This window comes from Acidovorax delafieldii 2AN (assembly GCF_000175235.1).
In the GTDB taxonomy this organism is placed as follows: Bacteria; Pseudomonadota; Gammaproteobacteria; order Burkholderiales; family Burkholderiaceae_C; genus Acidovorax; species Acidovorax delafieldii_B.
The window spans coordinates 1-6,483 of record NZ_ACQT01000203.1; the positions used below are offsets into that span (position 1 = coordinate 1).

The 6,483-nt window shown below is 67.7% G+C and carries 6 protein-coding genes and 1 pseudogene; 3 read left to right on the forward strand and 4 right to left on the reverse strand.

All coding sequences use genetic code 11. The annotated features are described in order from the left end of the window. The 4 genes and pseudogenes from ACDELDRAFT_RS26030 to ACDELDRAFT_RS17630 form a co-directional block, all read right to left on the reverse strand. Positions 1-698, reverse strand: a pseudogene (locus ACDELDRAFT_RS26030) (sigma 54-interacting transcriptional regulator); the annotation flags it as partial. Positions 699-856: 158 nt separating this feature from the next. Beyond that, entirely contained in the window at positions 857-2,377 is a 1,521-nt protein-coding gene (locus ACDELDRAFT_RS17620) for a tripartite tricarboxylate transporter permease (RefSeq protein WP_005799328.1), read from the reverse strand. Further along, positions 2,377-2,940, reverse strand: coding sequence for a tripartite tricarboxylate transporter TctB family protein (locus ACDELDRAFT_RS17625; RefSeq protein ID WP_005799329.1), 564 nt, complete (start codon positions 2,938-2,940; stop codon positions 2,377-2,379). Before ACDELDRAFT_RS17625 ends, ACDELDRAFT_RS17620 begins: the two co-directional genes overlap by 1 nt. Positions 2,941-3,096: 156 nt before the next feature. After that, positions 3,097-4,056, reverse strand: a complete 960-nt coding sequence (locus ACDELDRAFT_RS17630) for a Bug family tripartite tricarboxylate transporter substrate binding protein (RefSeq protein WP_005799330.1) — start codon at positions 4,054-4,056, stop codon at positions 3,097-3,099. 126 nt (positions 4,057-4,182) lie between these two features. On the opposite strand from ACDELDRAFT_RS17630, the gene ACDELDRAFT_RS17635 reads away from it, so the two are divergent. The 3 genes from ACDELDRAFT_RS17635 to ACDELDRAFT_RS17645 form a co-directional block, all read left to right on the forward strand. After that, on the forward strand, positions 4,183-4,860 hold the full coding sequence (locus tag ACDELDRAFT_RS17635) for a response regulator transcription factor (protein ID WP_040329771.1): 678 nt from the start codon (positions 4,183-4,185) through the stop codon (positions 4,858-4,860). Next, entirely contained in the window at positions 4,857-6,317 is a 1,461-nt protein-coding gene (locus ACDELDRAFT_RS17640) for a sensor histidine kinase (RefSeq protein ID WP_005799332.1), read from the forward strand. The genes ACDELDRAFT_RS17635 and ACDELDRAFT_RS17640 overlap by 4 nt, the downstream gene beginning before the upstream one ends. Continuing rightward, on the forward strand, positions 6,314-6,483 hold a 170-nt coding region (locus ACDELDRAFT_RS17645), incomplete at its 3' end, for an RNA-binding S4 domain-containing protein (RefSeq protein WP_005799333.1). The genes ACDELDRAFT_RS17640 and ACDELDRAFT_RS17645, both read left to right, overlap by 4 nt.

Sequence of the window (6,483 nt, forward strand, 5' to 3'; positions counted from 1 at the left end):
GAACGGGCCGCTGGCGCGGCTTGGATGCGGCATGGATGGCATGGGCCAGCAGCTCCTTGCCGGTGCCGGTCTCGCCCAGCAGCAGCACGGGGGCTGGACGACTGCGCGGCGCGGCGCGCCTGGCGCTTGACCTCGGACGCGGCGGGGCTCGACCCGACAAAGCTGGCAAAGGTGTATTTGGCGCGCCGCTCGCCGTCGCCCGCCACGGCCAGCGAACGGCTGCGCTGGCTGGCCAGCTCGCGCCGCGCATCATCCAGGTCGCGCTGCAGCAGGGCAAACTTGCCGATCAGGGGCTGCAGCGTGGTCTCGGGATGGTCGAACAGCACGATGCCGATGGCGCCGATCACCCGTTCGGCCTCGTCGCGCAGCGGGATGCGGCTGACCACGAAAGTGCCCGCCTTGTTGGTGAGCAGGTCGATCAGCACCGGCTGGCCGGTTTCGAGCACCCGGCGCATCTGGGTGTTGGGGATGACCTCTTCCACCGTGCGGCCGACAAACTGGTCCACCGATGAAAACCCCAGGTCGGGCAGGAAGCGCTGGTAGCCCTCGTTCACCCAGACGATGCGCCCGCTGCGGTCCACCAGGAACATGCCCTGGCTGACGCAGGAGAACAGCTGGAACATGGAGCGCGCCGCCAGTTCCAGAATGCCCTGGGCATCCAGCGGCAGTGCGGGGGCTTCTTCATGGTGCAAGGGCATGGCCGCGATGGTAGCGCGCCGCGGCCCGCCGGAGCGCAAGCCGCACCGCGTGTGAAAATGCTATTGATTCAATAGCTGCCTGCGCTTATCCATCAAGCGCACCCACCCGATTGCATGCGCAATGTGGAGCGAAGTGCCCGCCCAGCCAGGCGCCTGGCTCAGGCATCGAGCTGCTGCAGGCGCGCCAGCTTGCGTTGCGCCATGTGCTTGAACAGGCGCGGCAGCACCAGCACCGCCAGCACGATGATGATCAGCGTGAGCGACATGGGGCGCTGCAGGAAGATGAGCCAGCTGCCCTCGCCGATCGACACCGCGTTGCGCATCTGCGCCTCGGCCAGTGGCCCGAGGATCATGCCCACCACGACAGGCGCCGTGGGGAAGTCAAACCGCCGCATCAGCACGCCCAGCATGCCAATGCCGTACAGCAGGAACAGATCGAACGTGCTCTGGCGCATGCCGTAGGCACCCACCGTGGCAAAAATCAGGATGCCCGCATACAGCTGCGGCTTCGGAATCTTCAGCAGCTTGACCCACAGGCCCACCAGCGGCAGGTTGAGCACCAGCAGCATCACGTTGCCGATGTACAGCGACGCAATCAGCGCCCACACCAGCGTGGCCGAGGTGGTGAACAGTTGCGGGCCGGGGTTGATGCCGTAGTTCTGGAAAGCGCCCAGCAGCACCGCCGTGGTGTTGGAGGTGGGAATGCCCAGCGTGAGCAGCGGAATCATGGCCGCCGTCACGGTGGCGTTGTTGGCCGCCTCGGGGCCGGCCACCCCTTCGATCGCGCCCACGGTGCCGAACTCGGCCTGGTCGCTGCCCTTGGCCAGCTTCTTTTCGGTGGCGTAGCTCAGAAAGGTCGGAATCTCGGTGCCGCCGGCCGGGATGCAGCCAAACGGCGTGCCGATCAGCGTGCCGCGCAGCCACGCGGGAACGGAGCGCTTCCAGTCACGCCCGGTCATGTGCACGCGGCTCATGGTGTTGCGGGTTTCCTGGACGCGGCCCTCGTACATGGCCGCATACAGCACCTCGGCCACCGCAAACAGGCCCACGGCCACCAGCACGATGTCGATGCCGTCAAGCAGCTCGGGCTTGCCGCCGGTGTAGCGCGCCGCGCCGGAAATCTGGTCCATGCCGATGCAGCCGGCCGCCAGCCCCACAAACAGCGCCGTCATGCCGCGCACCGTGCTCTTGCCCAGCACCGCACTCACGGTGGTGAAGGCCAGCACCATCAGCATGAAGTATTCGGGGGGGCCCAGCTTGACGGCGAAGTCGGCCACGTAAGGGGCAAACAGCGTCACGACCACGGTGGCGATGGTGCCCGCCACGAACGAGCCGATGGCCGATGTGGCCAGCGCCGCCCCGGCACGGCCGCTCTTGGCCATCTTGTTGCCCTCCATGGCCGTGACCATGCTCGCGGTCTCGCCCGGCGTGTTCAGCAGGATGGAGGTGGTGGAGCCGCCATACATCGCGCCGTAGTAGATGCCGGCAAAGAAAATCATCGACGCCGTGACCTCGACCTTGGCCGTGATCGGCAGCAGCATGGCCACGGCCACCGCAGGACCGATGCCCGGCAGCACACCCACGGCCGTTCCCAGCGCACAGCCAAACAAGGCCCACAGCAGGTTGGCGGGCGTGGCGGCGGTGACAAAGCCCGCCATCAATGCATCAAAGATTTCCATCACAACCACCCGGTTTGCGTGAGCCCTGGCAGATTGATGGCCAGGAACTGCGTGAAAGTCCAATAGACGGGCGCCGAGATCAGCACACCCGTCACCCCGTCCACCACCCAGGTGCGCAGGGCGCCGGCGTTCTGCCCCGCGGCCCGGCGCAGCCCCTGAACGGCCAGCAGGTAGCACAGGGTGGAGCTCAGGATGAAGCCCACCGTGGTGATGAGGGACGCATTCAACAGCAGGCCAGCCGACACCCAGACAAAGGCCGGTTTGTGGGCACGCGCCGAGCCATTGGGTTCTTCCATGGCACGGAATCCACCAGAGCGCGCCTCCCACAGCAGCACGCAGCCGCACAGCGCCAGCACGGCCGCCACCAGCCACGGCAGGAAGTTGGGGCCCACGCCGCCATAGCCCGCGTTCGACGGAATATCCAGCGCACCCACCGCCAGCGCCCCGGCGGTGAGCAGCACACCGGCGCCCACCACGGTCTGCATGCCCACGGCGGGCACGTTGCTGGCGACGCCGGGCGCCGGGCCCGGATCGGAAGAAAGAGGGGTTATCGGATCAGACATGCCATGTCCTTCTCAAGCCCTTGGGCCCACAGCCCAAGCTACACACTGCGGCATGCATCAACCGCGCGGGGCCCTGCGGCGCCCACGGCAATGCACACGCGAAAAAAATGCGCCGTACGCCCGCCGGGGGCGTTCGCACGGCGCAGGCACGATGGCTTACACCATGCCTGCCTTGACCATGGTGGCGCGCAGGCTGGCGAATTCACTGTCCACGAAGTTCGCGAACTGCTCGCCTGCCATCCAGGCCGGGGTCCAGTCGTTCTTCTCCAGCGATTCAGCCCAGCTCTTGCTCTTGACGGCCTTGGCAACCATCTCGGTCAGTGCCTTGCGCTGCTCGGCCGTGATGCCCGGAGCGGCATACACGCCGCGCCAGTTGCCGATCTCGACGTTGATGCCCTGCTCTTTCAGCGTGGGCACGGTTGAATTCTTGAGGCGCTGGCCCGAGGTCACGGCGATCGGCGTCATCTTCTTGGTGGCGATGTACTCGGCCATCTCGCTGTAACCGCCGCCACCGATCGTCACGTTGCCCCCCAGGATGGCCGCAATCGCCTCGCCGCCCCCGCGGAACGCCACGTAGTTGATCTTGGCCGGGTCCACGCCCACCTCGCGGGCAATCATTGCGGCGGCGATGTGCTCGGTGGAGCCGCGCGAACCGCCGCCCCACTTCACGCTGCCGGGGTCCTTCTTGAGCTGGGCGATCACTTCGGCCATGCTCTTGTAGGGCGAATTCGCGGGCAGCACGAACACGTTGTATTCGCTGGTGAGCCGTGCGATCGGGGTGGCCTGCGACAGGTTCACGGGCGGCTTGCCGGTGATGATGCCGCCCAGCATGACAGCCCCCATCACCATCAGGGCGTTCGGGTCGCCCTTGCTGGAATTGACGAACTGCGCCAGGCCGATCGCGCCTGCGGCACCACCCTTGTTGTCGTACGTGACCGAGGATGCGGCCCCCGATTCGAGCAGCGCTTTGCCCAGGGCGCGGCCCGTGGAGTCCCACCCGCCGCCGGGGTTGGCGGGCAGCATCATCTTGACGGCGCTGGCGGCATGGGCCGACAGGGGCAGAGCCCCCGCAGCAGCCAGCGCGGCCAGGGATTTGAGGAAGGTGTCGCGGCGCATCAATGTCTCCTTGCAGGGTTGGCGAACCACTTGATGATGCGCGCGCTGCCTGTCAAACGGCTGTCCGCAGACTCAGGGAAAACACCCATGCCGCGACCGGGCGCGGTCGGTGCTATGGTGCCGCGCATGCAATTGCTCCTTGTCGAAGACGACCCCACCATGCAGGTCACGCTCCAGCGCGCTCTGGCGCGCCGGGGCATGGAAATCACCGCCGTGGGCGACGGCCCCGCGGCACTCAACCAGTGGGTGGCGCGGCCACCCGATGCCGTGGTGCTCGACCTCACCCTGCCCGGCCTGGATGGTCTGCAGGTGCTGCAGCAGGCCCGTGCGCGCGGGCTGCGCACGCCGGTGCTGATCCTCACCGCACGCGGCACCGTGGGCGACCGGGTGCTGGGCCTGAACGCCGGTGCCGACGACTACCTGCCCAAGCCCTTCGATCTGGACGAACTGGAAGCCCGGCTGCGTGCCCTGCTGCGGCGCAGCAGCGATGCGACACCTTCGGCAGAGCATTCGGTCCAGATCGGGGCCATCCGCTACGACAAGGACAGCGGCGCGCTGTACCGCAACGGCGAGGTCATGGAGCTCACGCCGCGCGAGCTGGCACTGATGCACGCCCTGCTGGTACAGCCGGGCCATGCCGTCACCAAGGAGCGCCTGTATGAGCTGGTGTTCCCGGGCCAGCTGGACGTGCAGTACGAGGCCATCGAAGTGGTGGTGTACCGCCTGCGCAAGAAGCTGGCCGGCACGGGCCTGACCCTCATGACGCTGCGCGGACTGGGCTATCTGCTCAGGGCCGATCCATGACAAAACCCGCGGCATCGCGCGCCCCGTCGCTGCGCAGGCGGCTGCTGCTGGGCATCCTGCTGCCGGTGGCGGTCTTCATCGGCTTCAACACGTTCAGCCTGTACCGGCAGACACTGGCATCGCTGAACACGGCCTACGACCGCACCTTGCTGGCGTCGGCCAAGACCATCAGCGAACAGCTCGATGTGTCGGGCTACGACGACGCGGCCCAGTTGCGCGCCACGGTGCCCTACTCGGCCCTGGAGGCCTTCGAGACCGACAACCAGAGCCGCATGTTCTACCGTGTCTCCACCCTGCAGGGCGAGATGGTGTCGGGGTTCGCGGAGCTGCCGGCCTGGCATGGCCACATACCCGACCGCCCGCCCTATGCGGCCCTGGTGGACTTCTACGACGACCGCTTCCGCGGCCAGAACGTGCGTGTGGCCGTCTTGCTGCAACCCGTGGCCAGCGCCACCGGCCGCGGCATGGCCGTCATCCAGGTGGCCGAGACGCTGGAGGTGAGGGAGGGCCTTGCGCTGCAGATCCTCTGGAACACGCTGGCCCGCCAGACGCTGCTGATCGCCGTGATCGCGCTCACCGTGGTCATCGTGGTGCAACGCGCCACACGGCCGGTGCGCCAGCTGAGCCAGCAGTTGCAGGCCCGTGCCGACGGGGACCTGAGCCCCATCGCGGCCACCGAGGCCCTGCGCGAGCTGCATCCGTTGATCGACAGCACCAACCAGGTCATGCAGCGTCTGCACCACCTGTTGCAGCACCAAAAAAGGTTCGTGCGCGACACATCGCACCAGCTGCGCACGCCGTTGGCTGTGCTCAAGACGCAGGTGCAGTCGGCACTGCGCGGGGACCTTGCGCCGCGCGAGGCGCTGCTGGAAATCAGCCACACCGTGGACCGCGCCACCCAGCTGGCCAACCAGATGCTGGCGCTGGCCAAGGTCGAGCAGCTGCGCCAGCAAAGCACGCCTCCGACCACGCGCTTCGACGACATCCTGCGCGCCGTGGCGCTGGAACTCTCGCCGCTGATCGCCCAGCGCAACCTCGACTTCGGCATCCACACCGAACCCGCGGCGGTGGCGGCCCACGAGTGGATGCTGCGCGAGCTGGGCCGCAACCTGCTGCACAACGCCATCCGCCACGCGCCTGAGGGCAGCGAACTGGCCGTTGACCTGCACCTGGACCAGGAACAGGCCGTGCTGACCATCCGCGACCAGGGCAAAGGCATCGACGCGGAGCTGGCCGCACGTTTGTTCCAGCCCTTTTCCGCGGGCGACGTCCGTACCGGCAGCGGCCTGGGCCTGGCCATATGCCACGAGATCGTGCAGGCCCTGGGCGGCAGCATTGCGCTGACCAACCACATGGTGGCAGACCAGGTGGCCGGACTGGACGCCTGCGTGCTCCTGCCCCTCGCCCCGGCCGCCCAGGCCGCACCCCTGCCCGCCACGGCACAATCCTCCCCATGACTCCTCCCGAAACGATGCGACTGGACAAGTGGCTGTGGTGTGCCCGGTTCTACAAGACCCGCAGCCTCGCCACCGAGGAAATCGCCAAGGGCCGCGTCACCGTCAACGGGCAGCCCGCCAAGGCCGCGCGCGACCTGCGCAGCGGCGACACCGTGGCCCTGCGTCA